15 protein-coding genes are annotated in these 18629 nt (G+C 43.1%); 10 read left to right on the top strand and 5 right to left on the bottom strand.

Going from position 1 to position 18629, the window contains the following annotated elements; all coding sequences use genetic code 11:
* The 3 genes from G496_RS21305 to G496_RS20025 all read right to left on the bottom strand — a co-directional run.
* Nucleotides 1-218: hypothetical protein (locus G496_RS21305; protein WP_034633506.1), on the bottom strand; the 218-nt coding region annotated here is incomplete at its 3' end.
* 17 nt (nucleotides 219-235) lie between these two features.
* A complete protein-coding gene (locus G496_RS0115060) occupies nucleotides 236-547 on the bottom strand; it encodes an HMA2 domain-containing protein (RefSeq protein ID WP_027179989.1) in 312 nt (103 codons plus the stop codon).
* A 1-nt stretch (nucleotide 548) separates the two neighbouring features.
* Entirely contained in the window at nucleotides 549-2732 is a 2184-nt protein-coding gene (locus G496_RS20025) for a heavy metal translocating P-type ATPase (RefSeq protein ID WP_034633504.1), read from the bottom strand.
* Between the two features lie 515 nt (nucleotides 2733-3247).
* On the opposite strand from G496_RS20025, the gene G496_RS20020 reads away from it, so the two are divergent.
* Entirely contained in the window at nucleotides 3248-3595 is a 348-nt protein-coding gene (locus tag G496_RS20020) for a hypothetical protein (protein WP_051295089.1), read from the top strand.
* A 34-nt stretch (nucleotides 3596-3629) separates the two neighbouring features.
* On the top strand, nucleotides 3630-3968 hold the full coding sequence (locus G496_RS0115045; RefSeq protein ID WP_027179988.1) for a magnetosome protein MamC family protein: 339 nt from the start codon (nucleotides 3630-3632) through the stop codon (nucleotides 3966-3968).
* A gap of 125 nt (nucleotides 3969-4093) precedes the next feature.
* On the opposite strand, the gene G496_RS0115040 is transcribed toward G496_RS0115045, so the two are convergent.
* Nucleotides 4094-5641: a methyl-accepting chemotaxis protein gene (locus G496_RS0115040; RefSeq protein WP_027179987.1), complete on the bottom strand. Its 1548-nt coding sequence runs from the start codon at nucleotides 5639-5641 to the stop codon at nucleotides 4094-4096.
* Between the two features lie 394 nt (nucleotides 5642-6035).
* Here G496_RS0115040 and G496_RS0115035 point away from each other — a divergent pair, with 394 nt between their 5' ends.
* A complete protein-coding gene (locus G496_RS0115035) occupies nucleotides 6036-6527 on the top strand; it encodes a YajQ family cyclic di-GMP-binding protein (RefSeq protein ID WP_027179986.1) in 492 nt (163 codons plus the stop codon).
* Nucleotides 6528-6620: 93 nt separating this feature from the next.
* Here the strand turns inward: G496_RS0115035 and G496_RS20015 are convergent, their stop codons facing one another.
* Nucleotides 6621-7100, bottom strand: a complete 480-nt coding sequence (locus G496_RS20015; protein WP_051295088.1) for a hypothetical protein — start codon at nucleotides 7098-7100, stop codon at nucleotides 6621-6623.
* Nucleotides 7101-7729: 629 nt separating this feature from the next.
* Between G496_RS20015 and G496_RS0115025 the strand changes: the two genes are divergently transcribed.
* From G496_RS0115025 to G496_RS0114995, 7 genes are all read left to right on the top strand, one after another.
* Nucleotides 7730-8611, top strand: a complete 882-nt coding sequence (locus tag G496_RS0115025) for a hypothetical protein (RefSeq protein WP_027179985.1) — start codon at nucleotides 7730-7732, stop codon at nucleotides 8609-8611.
* A 33-nt stretch (nucleotides 8612-8644) separates the two neighbouring features.
* Nucleotides 8645-9754, top strand: a complete 1110-nt coding sequence (locus G496_RS0115020; RefSeq protein ID WP_051295087.1) for a hypothetical protein — start codon at nucleotides 8645-8647, stop codon at nucleotides 9752-9754.
* A gap of 125 nt (nucleotides 9755-9879) precedes the next feature.
* Nucleotides 9880-11088, top strand: a complete 1209-nt coding sequence (locus tag G496_RS0115015; protein ID WP_027179983.1) for an S-layer homology domain-containing protein — start codon at nucleotides 9880-9882, stop codon at nucleotides 11086-11088.
* Nucleotides 11089-11102: 14 nt separating this feature from the next.
* A complete protein-coding gene (locus tag G496_RS0115010; protein ID WP_027179982.1) occupies nucleotides 11103-12035 on the top strand; it encodes a hypothetical protein in 933 nt (310 codons plus the stop codon).
* Nucleotides 12036-12059: 24 nt separating this feature from the next.
* Complete coding sequence (locus G496_RS0115005) at nucleotides 12060-14234, top strand: AsmA family protein (protein ID WP_027179981.1); 2175 nt, start codon at nucleotides 12060-12062, stop codon at nucleotides 14232-14234.
* 3 nt (nucleotides 14235-14237) lie between these two features.
* Nucleotides 14238-16946, top strand: a complete 2709-nt coding sequence (locus tag G496_RS20010) for a NosD domain-containing protein (RefSeq protein WP_156900675.1) — start codon at nucleotides 14238-14240, stop codon at nucleotides 16944-16946.
* A gap of 11 nt (nucleotides 16947-16957) precedes the next feature.
* A complete protein-coding gene (locus tag G496_RS0114995; protein ID WP_034633501.1) occupies nucleotides 16958-18610 on the top strand; it encodes a SpoIID/LytB domain-containing protein in 1653 nt (550 codons plus the stop codon).
* Nucleotides 18611-18629: the final 19 nt, after the last annotated feature.

The following is an 18629-nucleotide window of genomic DNA, read 5'->3' as shown; positions in this document are numbered from 1 at the left end:
TAAACCTGCTGTCCCTGCATGGGCTGCTGCGTGTAGACCTGCTGTCCCTGCATAGGCTGCTGCGCATAAACCTGCTGTCCCTGTACAGGCTGCTGAGCTGCTACTTGTTGTGAACCGTCAGGTGCCTGCATGGTTGCGCCTGTACCGGCATTTCCAGAAGAAGGCTGTGAAGACTGATTTAAATCGAAATTTCCTTCATCCGCATACTTGTGATCCATTTTTATCATCCTCCTTATTACGAAAGCTTATTTTCAAGTTCTGCTGCCAGAGTTTCAAATCTGGCGGCATTTTTAGTTTTCAGAACCTCATCCAGCATTTCCGGATCAATAACGTTCCGGTCGTATTCAATAACTACAGATCTGGCCATTTTGTTGACTCGAGCCTGCCTTACTGCTTTTGGGCGGGGTGAGTCTTCAAACTCTTTCATAAGTTTCAGGGCCTCCGGGTCTTTTAAGACATCAAGGCTGAATTTCAGTCTGATTCTTCCCGGTACATGATGTGCCACATTTAAATAGCGGCGCAGTTCCATAAGGATTTTAAAATTCATTTCAGCTCACTTTTGTTTCAATTGTTTCAGATTCAATTTTGAGAGGTTCAGGCGAGTAGTTCAAAAGCCTTGAAGAGTTGGCGAGAACTCCTGCTGAATGTGCAATGTGGATCATTCCGGCCATAACCGGTGATAATGCTCCCACTGCTCCAAGGATAACCCCGATCAGGTTTGACCCGGTTGCTATCCAGAAATTCTGGTTAACCACTTTAAGAGTTTCGCGGCTTAAGGAATGGACATAGACAAGACCTTCGAGGTCATCATTCACCAGAGCGATATCAGCTGCTTCAATGGCAACTTCCGATCCTCCGGCACCCATTGCGACCCCGATGTCGGACTGGGCAAGAGCCAGAGCATCGTTGATACCGTCGCCGACCATCATCACTGTTTTGCGTTCAGCCTGAATGTTCGAGACGATTTCAGCTTTTTCCTGTGGCATAAGCGAGGGATAGCACTCGGCAATACCCAGTTTTCTGGAAAGTTCTGATGCGGTATTTTTTTCATCGCCGGTAATTAAAACCGTGCCACGAATTCCATTTTGGCGCAGTCTGTTTATAACGGCCTTGCTTTCACTGCGGATCAGATTGTCGAAAGCCAGCAGTCCTACAATTGTGCGGCCTTTAGCCATATATAGTACGGTAAGACCACGCTTTTTCAGTGGAGCGGCTTTGGCTGAAGTTTTGCCCAGAGCAACGTTGTATTCTTCCATCAGTTTTTTATTACCGATAAGAACTTCGTCACCTTCAAGCTCCGCTCTCATGCCCATTCCCAGATAATATTCACACACGGAGTGGGGTATGGGGCTGATGTTTTTATCTTCAGCATGCTTTTTTACGGCCTGAGCTAAAGGATGGTGGTTATGGGTTTCGACAGAGTAGGCCAGTTGGAGCAGTTCGGCTTCGGAAAATTCAGATATACTTATAATGCTGTCCAGAACTGGTTCATTTGTGGTGAGGGTTCCTGTTTTATCGAGGCATACGGTATCTATTTTCCCGGCTTCCTCGAGGTAGCGTCCACCCTTGATAAGAATATTCTTTTTTGCGGCGGCGCTTAGAGCTGCACTTACCGCTGTTGATGCTGCCAGAATAGTTGCACATGGACAGGCCATGACCAGCATGACCGTAAATGCACGCCAGTAGCTTCCTGTTATTAAGAAAGTTGCCGCAGTTGCCCCGAATCCGACTTTAACGAGTGTGGCTGCAAGCTTGTCTGCAACCTGTTCTATGGGGGCTTTGTTTGCCAGTGAATCTTCTACAAGGCTTAAGATTCGTGCGAGGTAGGTTTCATCGCCGACTTTGTCAGCCCGGACGTGGATGACTCCCTGTCTTACAAATGTTCCCGCAAGCACGCTTTCTCCTGTGCCTCTGGGGATAAAATCCATTCTTCCACTTATCGGGGATTCATCAAGCAGGGCTTCTCCGCTTATAATTTCGCCGTCCACACAAACTTTTTCACCCGTATGCAGAACCACCACACTGCCTTTTTTCAGGCTGGAAACCTCAGCTTCAACCTCAACGCCGTCTACCAGTATGAAAGTATGGTGAGATGTAGCGTCCAATATGGATGCAATTGATTTGCGTGATCTTTCGGTAATCCATGCTTTAAGAAGCTCCGCACCGGAATTAATCCAGAGGACTTCAAAGGCTGTCAGGGCTTCACCTGCTGCTACAGCCGCAATTATGCTGGCCCCGAGGAAAACTTCGAGGTTGAATTTTTTATTTCTGATACTTTTCAGGGAACTTTTAATAAGGGGAACTGCTGAAATTACGGCAATAATACCGAGGGGGCTTATCAGAGTTTCGGCTACGGTCAGGCCAAGCAGGGTAGTGCGAATAAAAACTCCACCCATCACGGCTGAAATGGCGGCAAAGCGGAACAGTGCTGGCTTTACAGGATTGCCAGTATCAATTGAACAGCCGCAGGTAGAAGGACAGCTGCTGCCTGCTTCCTCGGTCGGAATTAAAAGCTCTATGGTGGATTTAAGTTTTGTTTCATCAGTCAGGGTGGGATCGTAACGTAAAATTACTGATGAGCCTTTTTTATTTATCCTGATATTTAGAATTCCGACAAAATCTGCAAAGGAGTTTTCAATTTCAGTCCATTCAGGACTGCTTTTTTTCAACCCTTTAATTTTGAGTCGGGTTCTGCCTTTTATTGAATGTCGGACAGAAACTTTATTTATCACTTAAGCTCCTGGTGTTTCTTTTTATTATTCGTTTAATTAGAAAATTGAGAATCACTTTCAATTTAGTATGAGAATGAATTTCATTTTTTAAATCATTAGTCAAGTTGAATTAAAATTTTGTTTTCCGGTGGACCTAAGTGCTCTTTTTTGAATGATAAAAATTTTCATAATTTGATTATATTAAAATAACTATTCTATTTAACAGTGTTTTTTAGAAATAATTTTATTGCTTATTGAAAATGCAATTCAACCTTCCTGATTTACAGAGAAAATAATTCTGTTAATGTTGAAGAAAGTGGATCGGAAAAAGTCTTAAACAGTATTTATGACAGTTATCATCATTTAATGGTTATATCCAGATCGGATTAGCTGAATTGTGATTGTCTGAATTTTGAAAAAAATCGTATTGATACCAGGTAGTAAGTGAAAAGTCTCAATGCCTGGCTGATTGTAATTGTGAATGATAGTGGTGAATTATTTTTATTGTTGTTGATCACTTGGATTGGAGAGTAAAAATGGATTTGGAACTACTGCTGGAACTTAGAAATTATATTTCTATTTGCGGTCATACGCCCGGAAAATTGAAGTTGAAGTTCGGACTTGGAGTTGTGCGGAATCCCAAAGTGATACGCTATGTAAAAGTTAATGGTTTTGGACCGCCGAAAGGTGAAAGCATGCCAGGAATTATTAAAACAACATTCAATCCGTTAAGCAGGTCTATGACCATCAGATATGATAAGGATGTAATTCGTCCGGAACTGCTGCATAAACTGTTTATCTGTAAGAATCCGGATGAATTTGAGGATATTGCCGGGCAGCTGGCATCAACCGTTAATTTTGATCTGGCTGCATTTTGCAATTGATAATTATTTCATAAACTGAAAAATCGGAGGAAACATGACAGTTAAAACTTCTAGAGTAATTCTTCCTGCAGCAGTGACAGCTTCAGGAACAGTCGGTGCGGTTGTAGGTGGAACAGTGGCTGTTGCCAAAGATATCAAGAAGGTCAAAGATGGCAGTATGACTAAAAAAGAAGCTGCCGGAGATGTTGCCCGTGAATCCCTTGGAACCGGGCTTTCCACTGCCGCCGGTGTTGCTGTTATAGGTGCTGCCGGTATTGGGGGCGTTGTAGGTCTGCTTGGAATTGTTGGAGTTGCTTCCGGCACCAAATATCTTTGGGATAAGGCTTTTGCCTCTAAGGCAGAGAAAAAAGCTGCTGTTGTTGCAAGTAAATAATATATTGAATGTTTATTATATCTGATTGACGTTGTATTGAAACAAATCTGTCACTCAGAAAAAAATCAGCCCGCCTATGTTATATAACATGGACGGGCTGATTTTATGGTGAACAAATTATATATTTAAAGCTTTTCTTCCTCTTCCTGCATCTTAAGCATGAAGCTGTCCAGCTCAGTTGCAAGGCGTGCAAGATTCTGTACTGAACCTGCAACATCCTGCATTGAAGTATCTGTCTGCCTTGTAATATCATTTACAGATTCAATTGCATTATTGATTTCTTCACTTGCCGCTGATTGTTGTTCTGCTGCTGTTGCAATGCTTTCAACCTGATCAGCCGTCTGTTTTGAAAATCCGAGAATGCTTTCAAGTGCCTTGCCGGCTTCATTACAAATTTCAGTTGCTTTGGATATGCTTTCGAGAGTGCTGTCTGTAGCTTGAGCACTGTTTTCGGAACTACCCTGTATCGCTGAAATGTATTTTTCAACATCACCTGTAGCGATCATTGTTTTTTCAGCAAGCTTGCGGACTTCATCTGCAACAACGGCAAAACCTCTACCGGCGTCACCGGCTCGGGCTGCTTCAATGGCCGCATTAAGGGCCAGCAGGTTGGTCTGGTCGGCAATATCTGAAATAACCTGCATAATGGATGTTATTCCCTTGCTTTGCGTATCAAGGGTTCCCATTTCTGTTTTCAGGTGACCTGCATTGCCGTTTACTTCACTCATCACTTCAATAACATTTTTTACAAGTCCGGCTCCTGTCAGAGCGGTATCCTGTGTCTGCCGGGCCATTCCAGCGGCATCACTTGCACTTCTTGAAACATCCATAATGGAAGCATTCATTTCACCCATGGCTGTTGCCACTTCTTCCGTCATCTCGCGCTGTTCCTGTATTCCTTCGCTGGAGAGGTTGACTTCTTTGGTTATGCTTTCAGATGTATCAGCCAGTTTTTCGGCCACCTTGCTGGCATCGGCAACGCCTTTGGCAATTTTTTCGTTCTGGGCGATAATGAAATCTTCTTTTGTTTTAATATTAGTGAAATCCATTACAGTTGTCAGGGCACCGATAAGATTTCCTCGGGTATCAAATATGGGAGAAGCTGCAATTGAAATATATTTTATGTTGCCTTTGCGTCCTGTGACCTGAGTTTTTATAAAATGCTGCTTCTGCTCCTGAATGCACTTGTTGACAATGGTGTCGGTTTTTTCTCCGTAAAAGAAAATTGAAAAATCACTGCCAAGGAATTTTTCAGGGTCGCCTTCTTCTTCGACAAGACGGATCATGCTTGTGTTTATCCAGCCGATGATCCCATGAGCGTCAACCATAGCCATAGGAGTCATTATGCTTTTAAGCATTGACTCATTCATGCCGACATTTTCGTTGAGCATATCGTTAAGCTTATCTATGGAACAGGAAAGCTCGCCAAGTTCACAGGAGCAGTTGGTTTGCGGAGTCAGACTGAAATCATGGTTGGATATTCTGTCTATTTTTTCCTTTAATTCTTTAATGGGGAGGATGACTCTTTTTCGGACCAGCAAACCCAATGCAATGAGAATAAGGATGGCGGCTATCTGGGATGATAAAGCGAGTATAGGGTCTTTTATAATCAGTAGTTCAAAAGCCAGAATAGCAATCACCACGAATAGGATAGAGAAAAGCCTTTTGGTCACAGATTCATCCTCCCCTTTTGGCTGAAGCGAGGTCCTGATCCAGCCGTTAAAGTATCAGCTTATACGCATTATATATGCCATTTTTTTTTATCCTGCAAAAGCAATACGTTATAAAACTCAAAAAATGTATATATTTTGTTTATGAAGACATTATGGGACTCCTGATATACTATTGAGTAGTATTGTTAGTGTAAAAATAAAATATTTTAAGGTGTTATATATGTGTCATAAAGAAACAATAAATGTAAAAGATTAAGAACTGATGTCCCGCTGTGGTGAATGTAAGTAAAAAAAATTACATTCAGACATAGTGGAGAACTTGACTGCCTTTAAAAGTTCAGTAACTAAATCCTAACCCGTTTTAAATAAAAATCCAAGGCACAGGAGGAAGATAATGCCTTCTTTTGATATCGTAAGTGAAGTTGATATTCAGGAAGTCGATAATGCAGTAAATAATACTGTAAAGGAAGTTGATACCCGCTATGATTTTCGCGGGATAGAAACAACTATAGATCTTAATAAAAAAGACAGAACCATTTCTCTCGTAACCGGGGATGAAATGAAAGTTAAAGCTGTGCGTGACATGCTGATCACTCATTTTACAAGGCGCAAAGTTGACTCGCGTGTTCTCGAATTCGGTGAGTATGAGCCTACTTCCAAAGGTCAGCTCAAGCAGCTCATCAAGTTGAAAGAGGGAATATCTAAAGAGGATGCTAAAAAAGTTACGAAAATTATTAAAGATTCTAAGCTTAAAGTGCAGCCGTCAATTCAGGATAACCAGATTAGAGTTACCGGAAAAAAATTAGATGATCTTCAGGCTGTCATTTCGTTAGTCAGAGATTGTGATGTTGACCTGCCGTTTCAGTTTGTGAATATGAAAAAATAATCAGGTCTGATTCAGTATTTATTGATAACGCCCCGTAAGAGTAATCTTGCGGGGCGTTTTTGCTGTGCGGCTGTTGGAAATCTCGTAAAAAAATCAGCTTTGGTTATGAAGCTTTCCCCAGTGCGTTTCATAGCTGATAACTGTCTCCATTATTTCCCGGCAGGTTTTCTCGCCCTGTCTGCGTACTTTTTCAGGATGTTCGCTTGCTGCAATCATGTTATCCATGGCGACTTTCTCTGGGTAATCATCAAGACATTCTTCTTCTACAGTATCCTTATCAGGAACAATTTCTCCCTGCTCGGCGACTCTGCAACCGATTATATCCGCAAAGTGGTTGATTGAGGCACGAACAATTTCTTCTCCACCTGCTTCACAAAGGTTTGAAAACAAAATATGGATTCTATCCAGAGGATTGCGCTGATGGTCTTCCGATATGGGTGATGAGCAATACCTGTTTATCTGTGTCTGACCGCGTTGAAAGATCTTTTGTAATTCTTTAGCACCGAGTTTTTCTTTTGCGCATTGCATAAGTTCCCATGTTTCAACTGCATTTAATTTATCATCATTACTCATTGTTTCACCACATGATTTAAAGCTTTCCAAAAGCGAGGGGTAGATCTCACTAAATATACCCTCGCTATTTAAATTATACACAGACATACTTGTAGTCGTGAAAAGAACTGTTTTCCGCTTATGTGCAGGTGGACAGGTCTCAACCATTTCACTGTAGAATTTTGATATACTTTTTCAATAAATTGGAAAAGTACGAAAATAGACTGAATCAGGAGGGTATAGAGAGATCATAATTAAATTAATGTATTTTTTTCAAGGTGTTGTTGACTGATAGTCTTATTGTATGTATAATTTTAAATTATTTGTTTTATTTTTTTCAGATAGTTGTCTCAGGTTTAATTCTTCTATATGGAATTATGGTACTCTTGAGATAATTTAATCAAATTTTGAGAGAAAGCTTGATTTAAGAGGCATCCCGAGGGGGGAGTGTCTTGGTGAATCTAAAAAGCTGTCTCTGACTTTTACTTAAAAGTATAAGATTTTCTGGTGAGGCTGGGGTGGTGTTAAATTTTAAAAACATTTATTGATTCGTTTCCGGGAAATATATTCCTTTATTTGAAAGGATTTATGTTTTTTAATCTATTGGAAGCGATGTGAACCATTATTCATTATTTTAAGGAGAACAGATAATGAAACAGTTGCTTATGCTGGCTGCTGCGGTTTTGGTCTTTCTTGTTGCTCCGACAATTTCGTCCGCAACTGATCTTCCCAGAATCATGATCGCAGGTGAAGATTACGACAGAGATACAATTCCCCGTAATTCAAGGGTCTTCAAACGTGTGTTGGATTCTATAAGCAATGAACTGTTAAACAAGGGCTTTGATGTAAAAGATGAGACCGCTCTAACAAATGATACCCATATACAGGGACGCTCCAGAAGAAGTGATTCAGAACTTATTCAGGTAGCAAGAGATGCTGGAATTGATGTTCTGGTTATTTTCAGCATTTATCCCAGAGTTAAATCAAACGCCAACAGTGTCAGGGTTTCAGCCCGTGTTGAAGGACGACTTCTTTCGGTTATGGACAGTTCCAGACTCGGTAATTTTGAATCAGAGCCGCAGAGTTATACTCCTGTGCCGAAGCCGTACAGCCGGAACGACATTATCGAGGGTGTAGGTAAACTCTCAAAGATTTTAGGATCTGATGTTGGTGCTGTGCTTGCTGACAGACTTGATCAATATCATCCTGAAAATGGTCCCGGCCGTCTGGTCGAATGGACCCTCATTTTTGATGGTTTCGACTCAGATGACATGATGGATATTGAAGACCTGCTGGTTAAATTCACCGGATATGATAGCTACAGACCTAAGAGCAATGCTCTGAATACTTCAAATCATCATGAATACTGGTATAAGTCTTCAATTGATTCTGCGCACCTCGAACGCAACATGAACCGCATGCTCAGAAAGTTCAATATGAGAGGCAGAGTTTATATATCCGGAACTGAAGTTAAAATTGTTAAGCAGCATCAGGTCAGACAGCGTAAAAAGAGCAATAATGACGGCTGGTAGGACCCGCGGTTGATGTAAACCCGGAGGAATAAAATGAAATCACTTAATAAAATCGTTTTCATCATGCTGCTTACTTCTGTTTTTGCAGTGCTGACCTCTGCAGCCTATGCTCTGGAGGTTAACGGAGAAGGTGTCGACCGTCATCAGGCGCTCAACAACGCTCTTCGTTCAGCGGTGGAGATGGAAGTCGGAACCGCAGTAGCTTCCGGTACGCTGGTTGAAAACGGTGTCCTTTTGAATGATGAAATTGCGACCCGTTCAAAAGGTTATGTCAGTTCTTATAAGATTATAAGTGAAGGTCCAATTGACGGCGGTGGATATCAGGTTCGGGTTGATGCAACAGTTGATCGGAAACTGCTTTTCGATAACTACCAGACCCTTGATATCCTTCAGCGCATGTCCGGACTGCCCAGACTGCTTGTTTTTGCCGAGGATGAAGAATTTAATTCTATTCCGGCAAGTTCCATGGATAAGCTTGTGCATGAAGTAGCTGATGTTTTCGGTACAAAATTCAGATTTGAAGTAATTGACTGGCCGCTTTCAAAAGCAAAGTACACCTCGATAGAGGGAATGATGTCTCTTGATAAGGCTGTTAAATTCAACAAGCTGATAAAAGCCGATTACGTTGTCACCGTTGAGCTTAATGAAAACAACGATGGACCTTCAGAGCTTATTCTTAAATGTGTCAGGCTTTCCGATAACTTAAAAGTCGGAGAGATCAGACGTGAAGTTAAAGCTGCTAGTTCTGAGCTGAAAAAGCCGGCTGAGAAATTCAATGCAGCTGTTGAATCTGCTGATCAGGAAGTCTACTGGGCTTCTGTAAAGCTTGCCAAAAAGATGCTCGACTTTATGGAAAGTGAGCTGGATAGAGGTAAAGGGTTCAGATATACGCTGACTTTCCTCGGATTCCCTGATGTCTCCGATATCGGTCCGTCTCTTGAAGAACTTCCGGGCTTCGTCCGCCGCGAAGTAAAGAGAAAGGGAAGCAAAAATGTGGAACTGGTTTACTGGTCCACACTGCGTACTGAAGCTTTGGATTCACAGATTCGTAAGGATCTTAAGGACCTCGGAGTTGAGGAATTTGACTCCAGCGTGTCTGGAAGGGTTCTTAAATACAGATGGAAGGACCCGGAAGGGTTTTAAAATCCAGATATCAAGCGAGGGGGAAATCGTTATATTTTTCCCCTCGCATATTTCTGTTTTAAAAATATAATGAATTATAAATATATTTACCGCCCCCCGAAAGGGTGGTGAGGAGGAGTAACCGGATGAAGAAATATTTAGCCGTATTGGCCGGACTGCTCATGATTCTGGCCCTTGGCGGGTGCGGAAAGAAAAATGCAGCTCCATTGTCTGTGGAAGATAACCCGGCGCATCATTACCTTATGGGTATGCAGCTCATTGAGTCTGGTGATTATGATAAAGCTATGTCCCGCTTTGACAGAGCGGTGGAACTGGATGACGAATATGCCAGAGCTATAGCAGGACAGTCCCTTGTCCATGCTGTCCGTGCTCAGGGTGAAAAGGATTCCGGATATAAAGGTGTTGATGCCGAGCGTGCTTTGGATCTGTTTGACAAAGCAGTATCCGAATCAAGTGACAGTAATGAAAAATTCAGTGTCTATATCACCGGCATCAGAATTTATACCAATTTGAATAGCAGGGGATGGGAAAAACGTGTTGAAGATCTTTATGATGATGCTTCAATCGTTAGAAAATCCGTCAAGGAAGAAGAACTTCCGTACTACAGAAATACAGAAGCTCTGGACTACTTCATGGGTGAAGCCCTGTTTAAAGCAGGTAAGTTCCGTGATTCGGAAGATGCCCTCGGTAAAGTGCTCAGTGCAGCTCCCGGAAAATGGCATGAAAAAGCCCGTGCTCTTTCCCGCCGTGTTCAGAAAATCGTTCTTGCCATGCGCAATTACACCCTTACTGATGTAGCCAGAAAAATTGCTGTAAAAGAAGAAGTTGACCGTGCTGATGTTGCCGCACTGCTTGTTGATGAAATCCATCTTGATAAGCTTTTTGCCGGTCGCATCCCGGTTCCTGCAAGTAAAAATAATGCAAATGAATTTGTACCGGCTGACGTTGTAAACCATATGTTCGAACCGGAAATTATGACCGTACTTAAATGGCATGTCCGTGGTCTCGAACCTGTTTATGACCAGAAATCAAGGGCTTTCCTCTTTTACCCGACCAAGCCTATGACCAGAAAGGAACTCGCTTTTGTCCTTGAGGATGTCATCGTAAAGCTTGTTGGGGATAAATCTATTGCAACCAAGCATCTTGGTCAGAGCAAGTCCCTGTATCCTGACGTTCATCCCACAGACGCATGGTATAATGCCATTGTAACCGTGGTGAACAGAAATCTTATGGAAACGGATCTTTCCGGAGCATTTCGTCCCAATGATACTATGGATGGCGCAGATCTGATTCTGTCATTGATGCGTCTTCGCAACGTGATGAATATTTACTAGTTCAGGAGGTTGATGTGAAAAAGTTAATTTTAGCTCTTGCAGTTGTTTTGGCATATACGGGCAGCGCTTTTGCTGCGGACCACATCGTTGAGGTGGTTAATCCCACACAGGTTTTTGAAAAAGGATACATTCAGGTTATCGGTGAATCCGAAGCCGGACAAAGCCGTTACAGGGCCAAACGCGCCGCAGAAGTCGTTGCTCAGAGACGTCTTCTTGAAATCGTGCAGGGACTTAACCTTTCCGGTGAATCCACTGTGCGTGACGGTATGCTTGAAAATGATAAAATCAAATCCACTGTGCAGGGCTTTCTGCGTGGAGCAACTCCCTGCGGTGAAAGTTATGACCGCAGTGAAAAATATGCCAGAGTATGCCTGAGACTCGACCTTCACGGTTCAGATTCTGTCTACAGTGCTTTTGAAAAAATTATCACCAAGGAACCCGAAGCTCTGAAAGTTCGTTCTCTTCCAACTTATACTCCTGAAAAGAGCGCACTTCCCGATCTTGATGAAGTCCTCAAAGAACAGCCTGTAATTCCGGCTGTTGAGAATGATACTGCACCGGCTGAAACTCCTGTTGAGACTCCGGCAAAAGTGGAAACTCCCATCAAGGCTGTTGACGGCATCATTATAGATGTTCGTGATTTCGATTTCAAACCGGCTCTTGTAAACCGTATCCTCACAGATAAGAATGAAGTCCTTTTCGATCCTTCCAAGGTTGTTAATCAGGTCCTCATTGAACGCGGATGCGGCGGATACACCACTGATCTCCAGAAGGCAAAAGCTCTGCTCTCTTCATGGGGCAGCTCTTCTCCTATGGTTATCAAGGGTGAAACAGTAAAGAATGTAACTGACGCTGTTGTTAATGCAGATGATGCTGCACGCGTTTTTGTAAGCGATCAGAAGAATAATATTCTTGCTCAGGCTAAGGTTGTATTCGTTCTTAAATAATAAAATAAATCTGGATAACGTACTATGACTCGGAAAAAAGTAATTCTGTCGGCAGTTTGTTCCTTGCTGGTTATTTTTGCCGGTGCGGGTTGGATGATTAAAAATCATTTTGCAACCGCCGCGCAGAAACTTCTTTCCGAGATGACGGATATGGGGGTTGTAATGGAAGAGGTTGAATTCCATTACAGCCCGCTTCCTTCACTGACAGTTAAAAATCTGCAAATAACTGATGGTGACCGGCAGATAAAAATACCATTGTTTGAAGTTTATCCGGATGTTGCTGAGCTTTTGAAAGGTAATGTCAGACTGAAACAGGTTGTGGCCCAAAGTCCGGTTATTACCAGTCCCGCAATTGCCGCCTCTGATTCTTCTGATTCTTCCGATCCGGTTGTACTACCCGCGGTTTTTCCTGATAATCTCGAAATAGTTTCAGGACGGGTTACGCTTACCGGTGCCGGAGGTGATACTCCGCTGACCGTTTCGGCAGATGTTGAGAAAGGTGGAGCAGGAATGGCTTTTAATGTCAGGAGTGCTTCCATCAAGGAACTCGGCTTTAATTTTTCCGGCAAGATAGATATCCGCTCAATGTCTCCCCTCAAAGTCGGTCTGGAAGCAAAATCGTGTTCCATAGACCCTGCCGAATTTTTAGGATTTCTGACAGATTTCGGATATCTGGATAATTCCACCATACCCGAACTGGCAAGCGTGGAAAAATTTGAAACAGGCAATCTTAATTTCGATGTGGATACTGTTACCGGAACAATGAATTTCAATGCAGAGAGCCTTACACTTGACGGCAGTGCGGGGCAGAATCTGAAACTTGATCTTGGGCGTGACGGAAAGTTTGAGCTGGGTGTTGCCGAAGCCAGTATCAGTGCCGGTGAACTTTATGCCATGGCTGTTAAAAGTGAGCGGGGCCGGACAGCTCTTGCCGGAATCTGCAAATCCGCACATCTCAAATCCATGATTCCTGATGGAAGTCTGGTTTTGAAAAATGTTGTTCTGTCTTCGGATGGAAATTCCACAGGTTCAGCAGGAAAGGGACTTAACGGCAGATTTACCCTTAGTGCGAAGGGGCTTAACCTGACACTTACATCACTCGAAGGTAAAACTCAGAAACTTTCCATAGGTGATCTTGATGCGGATGTTGAGATTCGTGATGGAAAACCTGTTGTGAGCGTAAGAAAGTTTAATTTAGCCTCATCCGAAGGTGGCAGTGTTGTTGCCAGCGCTTCTTTTTCTTTTCCATTCAATTACAAGGAACTAAAGTTTAACAGTCAGGCTGACGGTTTTAAACTTTTTGACAATGAGCTGACTCTTTCCGCTGAAAAAAAAACTCCCCTTCTTACCGGTTTCGATCTTGAATATAAGAACAGGGATATGTCTGTTGCCGCAGCAGGAAGGTTGAAAAATTCCTATTACGGTTCCGGGGGAATAGAAGCTGTTCTTTCTTCCATGCGGGTGAGCAGGAGTGAGAAGAAAGAAGAAAAGGATGCTGGAATCAGTGAACAGCCTTTTGATTTCAGTCCTCTTTTGGCTCAGGGGTTGAATGGAAAAGCTGTAATACGCAAATTCTCCTACAATGACTGGCCGTTTAGTGATGTTAATATTTCTCTTCAAAGTGGAAAAGACCGGGCCGTGGTTAACGCCAAGGGACGTTTATTTCACTTAAGTCTTGATGCTGATGCTGTTTTCTCCAGTGATAAAGTAGCGGCTCAGTGCAATGTTAAAGGTCGGGGGGCCAGTCTGCCCAGTTTAATAGCCTGTTTTGCCGATGACCTGTCTGTTTATCTGCGCGGCAGTGTTTTTTTAAACGCAAACGTTTTTGTTCAGGGTGAAAATCCTAAGGAACTTGTCGGCTCGGCCCGTGGTGAAGGGCTGCTCAAGATAAGCAATCTGGATGTGTACAGGCTTAGTAACCTTGATGACAGACTGGGGTTTCTTGTTGATATGCTAAGGGTTGTTTCTATGTCTCCGGGAGACAAGGATTCACTTTCATTCAGTTCTGCGGTTGTCCGCACGGCTTTAGTCGGACAAAAGGTTTTTATGAATTCTTTTACACTGCGCGGACCACTTATTCAGGCCTGGGGGGATGGCAGTCTGGACATGCAGGAAAAGAGACTCATACTGGATGGAAAAGTAAGATCAGCAGTTGGAACCGTGAATACATTGAATATTGATCGCAAGTTCAGGTCATAGATTATGAAAAGTAAATCAAAAATATTTTTTTTATTTGTTTCAGTTAGTTGTGTGTTTTTTCTTTCTGCATGCGTTGGCGAAAAAAACGTTAAACAGGAAGTTCATTACGCTGAAGAAGGTTCAATTCCCTATAGAATTGCGATTCTGCCCCCGGAGTATATTCAGCCGGAAAGTAATTCCACGACAGTTAAGTCCATTATTATGGATGATGATAAAATTTTTGTAGCCAATATTGCCCGCGGAGCGTTGCGCAATCAGCTTGCGGGAAAGGGCTATCAGCCTGTTCAGCTCAAGGTTGTGGACAATACTCTTGCCGGTCTGGGACGTGATGAAGGCTGGCGTAAGAAATCCGATAAGGAGTTGTGTAAACTTCTTGAAGCGGACGGCGTGGTTCATATCAGCATATTTTCGGCTGATATGGTTAAAGCCGTTGCATTTGATCTCTTTAAAATTGATGCGGAGGTCAAAATTATCAATGCCGAGGGTGAAAATGTCGGTAGCTGGCGCGAGAGTGCATCCAAACGCAGGGTTTCAGTTCCTACCGGGATACTGTCCTTGGCAGGCACCCTTGTGGAACAGGTTTTTTCAGACCCTGTAAGCCGCCAGATGCGTATGGTTGTTTACGAGTGGGCATGGAACCTGTCGCAAAGTCTTCCTGATTGCCCTACAGGAGATAAACTTCCTGAAGTTATTTCTGTAGATACCAACGTTGATAACCGTATTTTCGGCATAGGGCAGAAAATTGCCGTCAGGGTGGACGCCCAAAATGAGCTGACATGTTCATTTTCAATAGGTGATTTTAAAAAGAACATTCCTCTGCCACAGACTTCTCCGGGAGTGTATGAAGGGTTTTACGCAGTTAAGGAAGGGGATAAAGCCGCGAATGAACCACTGGTCATTCGGATGCGCAAATCTAACGGAGTTGAAAGACTCTGGATAGAATCAGGTTCATTGTTGACTGTGGATGGAACTCCTCCGGATGAGCCTCAGAATATACAGTGCGTTGCCGGCAGAGATGGAATAAGCCTTAGCTGGAAAAATCCCGGTGGTGAAGGCCTTAAGGAATTTGTTGTCGAGCGTGGAAATGATCCGGTCGGTAAATTTGAAGTTATCGGCAGAACACAGGAGCTTAAATTCAATGACCCTCAGTCTCCGCAGGGGCAGACGGTTTATTACAGGGTCCGCAGTGTTGATAGTGCCGGGAATTTGTCAAAAGAGAAGAAACCGGTCGCTGTAACCGTTCCTCAGTTTGATATCCGCGAACTTAGCGGATCACTCAGCGGGAAACTTGTGCGTGGTAATTATATTGTTTCAGACGCAGTCCGAGTTGATCCGGGCCGTAAATTTGAAATAGGTTCTGGTACGGTACTTACTTTTAAATCCGGTGGCTCGCTGCATGTCGGCGGAGAGCTTAATATCAGCGGTGAGATTGAATCCCCGGCGATTTTTAATTCCAATGGAACTGTGGGAATTATTTCCGCAAGAGGTGGAAGAATAAAAATTCGCAACGCTGTATTTAACGGATTCGATAAAGCTGTTGTCGGTGATGGAGGATATGTAGGGATCAGCTCCAGTGAATTTCAGACAAACGGAAAAACAGCTGTTCTGCTCAACGGCGGTGGAGCATATGATCTTCAGGGTGTTAGAATATCCGGCTCTGAAACAGGAGTCGTAATATCTTCAGGTCAGGGGCAGATCGTCAGGAGTTTTGTAAGCAATTGTACTACCGGGGTTCAATATTCAGGCGGTGAAGCCACTATTACCGAGAATAATATTTATGGAAACCGGGTCAATTTGAAGGCTGATACAAAACTTGTCTTGGAAGATAATTATTGGGGATCATCCTCTGCTGACAGCCTTAAAGTTGTTGGTGATGTCCTTGTCAGGTCCATTTATGACGCACCGTATCCTCATGGTAGAAAGATAGTGCTTGTTGATGAAACCGTTATGACTCCCGAAGTTAAGGAAAAGCGGTTCAGCGAAGCCAAATTATCAGGGGAAAAGGCATTCCACGAGCAACGCTACGGAGATTCCTACAAAGCTTTTAACGAAGCCTTGAAATACGGTGAAGACCGGGATGTTTTCCTGTATCTGGCATATACGCTTCTTGCTCTGGAAGAAAATGAGCAGCTTGAACATACTCTTAATGAAGGTATTTCTAAATTCCCTTATGATGTCCGTCTACAGCAGATATATGTCCGCTATCTTATGGGACAGGGAAGGATAGGTGAAGCCCGTGCTGTGCTTGATAAGGCTCTTAAGCTCAGTCCGGCGGACCAGAAATTAATTTTTATGAAGGAATATCTTAACAGTGCTGCTGAAAGCAGTGAGAAAAATGAGTCCGAGCATAAAGTCGGTAACAGCACCACTGAATCTGCTCCGGCTGCGAATAGTGGAGCTGAGAAAGATAAGGTAAAGGATGAAAAATCCGCACCTGCTGAAACTTCACAACCAGAAAAAGATGGGGAGAAAAATGTAAGCCCTGAACCGGCTGCTATCTCTGATCATAATGCAAAAAGCTGGCAGGATGACAAAGCTGAACCAGCTGAGTTTTCCGTTCAGGATGTCCAGAGCGGGGAAATTATCCATTCTTCCCCGGAAGAGTCTGCGCCTGTAGATGTTCACAAAGAACAGCCGGTGAAAACAGATTCTTTAAATCAGTCCCTTGAGACCGAATCCGGTATGACGGATGAACAAAAGACAATAAAATAACGGAGCAGCTGATGAAAATTAAAAATATCGCACTGTTATTGGTTTTATTAATATTTACAACAGTTACATGTCCTTCCGTGGCCGGTGCTGTTTCCAAAGTCGAGCTTGAAGATCAGGCTCAGGCTCAATGGCATATTAATTATGCCAGCTACCTTATTGATGTTGGTAAATATTTTGAATCACTTGAGCAGTATGACACCGCAATAGACTATACCCCGTTTGCAAAAACAAGGGTACAGGCTTTATTTGGTAAAGCGATGGTTCTTTCTACTTTTCTGGATGCTCAGGATAAGGCTGCGGATATTTATGTGGATATTTCAAAAAAATATCCTGAAAGCGCGGAGACAGCTATATATAAGCTGGCGTTTCTCTATTCGCAGGATGATGAACCGGTAAAAGCACAAAAGGTCCTTGATTATTATCTGAAAAAGTATCCTTCCGGCAAATATCGTTTTCAGGTTGAGGCCGTGCTATCCTCTGTAAAAAGAGAGCTTGCTGCAATCGCCGCTAAGAAAAAAACAGATGAAGATATCGCAGCTGAGACTAAAAAAGAAGAGACTAAACCGGAATCAAAACCTGCAACAAAGCCGGCAGTAGATGAAAAGAAACAGCTGGGTGATGAACCTTCTCTTAGAGTCTGCCTCAGCCGTAAGGTTACTAAAATGACCGTAACAACCAAAGGTAGTGCTGATAAGATCTGCACTGATGATCTTGGTTGCGGCAAAAAATATAATATTAAAATAAGTAATGGAGCACTGGTTTTAAATGGTAAAAAAGTAACCGCCGCCAGTATCCGTTTCAGATCAAATACGCACCTTATTGTTGGTTACGGTAAAAGTAAGAAAAAAGTTCGCGGGGATATTTCCGTTAGAGTTTCAAAGGGCAGGCTGCTCATACTCAATAACGTGAAAATTGAAGATTACCTGCGCTCGGTTGTCCCGGCTGAATCGTACGCCTCGTGGCCTCAGGAAGCTTTGAAAGCCCAGTCTGTTGCTGCCCGCACCTATGCTTATTATCAGAAGAAGCACAGAACCCATCTTGACTATGATGTTTATGCCGACACTTATGACCAGATGTACGGCGGGGTGGACCGTGAAGACAAGCGCACGGATAAAGCTTTGAAGTCCACTCACGGACAGGTCCTGATGTATAAAAATAAGCCGATACTGTCACAGTATACAGCCAACAGCGGCGGTGTGACAGCTGATGCAAAAGCCATATTCGGTGCAGGTAAGGCTTACCTTGTGTCCCATGATGACCCGGCAAGTCTTAAAGGCAAGATGGCTTCATGGACAAGATCATTCACGGTTTCACAGATTGAGGCAAAGCTGGCCAAAATTGGTATCTCCGTACCGGGAATAAAGTCTATCAAATCTCTTGAAACCGGACCTTCAGGACGAATAATCAAAGCCCGTATAAATTACAGCGGTGGACATCGTGACCTGCGCACCAGAACAACTCTTGGAAGTTCCAGAGTTCTGAACCTTCCTGATATTCTGCTGTCCATAACTAAAAGCGGTAACAAATATATATTTAAAGGTAACGGCTATGGTCATGGTGTAGGTTATTCCCAGTGGGGATCAGCTGAACTTGGCAAAACCAAGGACTATGAAACTATTCTGGAATTTTACTATCCGAAAACTTCCATTAAACAACTCTGGTAACTGTCTGTATGTGGTGAGC

This window comes from Maridesulfovibrio bastinii DSM 16055, assembly GCF_000429985.1.
GTDB lineage: Bacteria > Desulfobacterota > Desulfovibrionia > Desulfovibrionales > Desulfovibrionaceae > Maridesulfovibrio > Maridesulfovibrio bastinii.
The sequence above is the reverse complement of the archived record's forward strand: the minus strand, read 5'-3'. Positions and strand labels throughout refer to the sequence as shown.